Below are 882 nucleotides of genomic sequence, written 5' to 3' on the forward strand. Positions count from 1 at the left end.
AATGAAATTTAAAAGCACTAACTATTCATTAGCTTGAGTAGTTAGTGCTTTTCTGATGTTAAAACCCCAAAATTAGAGGTGGATCTGCTTCGTAGTCTTTTTTATTAAGTTTTTTCTCTTTAATTAATTCGGAAGGAGTTTTCTGTTTATCAGAAAAGGTTTTTATATATTTTTCAGTCAAATCCTTAGACTGGCCTAAATCTCCATTAAATTGATAATTTGTTTCTTTATTTAGCTTTACGTTAAAATATAAATTTTTTTTATTATTGATGTGTCCTTTTAATTCAATGCTTCCCATTGGAGTTTTTTGTATTGAATCAATTGAAGAATTTTCGTAATTACTTAAATTATTTTGAAAAAAAAGATCTATCCTTTTTTTTTGAGTATCAATATAGTGTTTTTCTGTGTTTTTATTATACATATACAATCCCCCTAAGATTAATGTTATTATACATACAAATAGGAATACAATTTTTTTATTCATACAAGTACCCTCTTTTCAAAAATAGTAAGGAGCAAATTATGGTACATACTGATCAAGACTTTAGAAACCTGTCAGAAGAAAGTTATGAAAATTATGAAATTGGAGATACAGTAAAACATGATGGTAAGACTTTTGAAATTATGGAAAAACGAGATGATACCCAAAATGGTTTAAGATCTTATGCATTTGCACCAGTTGTTAATGGAAAGCCAGACACGAATAATATTGTGATGGGTTACGCTGGTACAGGCCCTCTTAGTATGAAGATTGTATGTTATTTCACTTCAAAGGAATGATTGTTTGAATAAAAAAATAATTTTAATATTCATTGTATTAATTAGTATAGTATTAATTATAGGAGGCGTCTATTTAAAAATGAAGAATGACAAACAAAAAGA

2 protein-coding genes are annotated in these 882 nt (G+C 27.0%); one reads left to right on the top strand and one right to left on the bottom strand.

Annotation, left to right across the window (positions count from 1 at the left end; translation table 11 throughout):
• Window positions 1-58: 58 nt before the first annotated feature.
• The gene (locus tag HMPREF2663_RS09735; RefSeq protein ID WP_070846348.1) at window positions 59-421 is read right to left on the bottom strand and encodes a DUF1310 family protein; all 363 of its coding nucleotides are present in this window, start codon (window positions 419-421) and stop codon (window positions 59-61) included.
• A gap of 101 nt (window positions 422-522) precedes the next feature.
• Here HMPREF2663_RS09735 and HMPREF2663_RS09740 point away from each other — a divergent pair, with 101 nt between their 5' ends.
• Window positions 523-780, top strand: a complete 258-nt coding sequence (locus HMPREF2663_RS09740) for a hypothetical protein (protein ID WP_002490755.1) — start codon at window positions 523-525, stop codon at window positions 778-780.
• Window positions 781-882 lie beyond the last annotated feature (102 nt).

Origin of the sequence: Staphylococcus sp. HMSC077D08 (assembly GCF_001837945.1) — a bacterium.
Taxonomy (GTDB): Bacteria; Bacillota; Bacilli; order Staphylococcales; family Staphylococcaceae; genus Staphylococcus; species Staphylococcus epidermidis.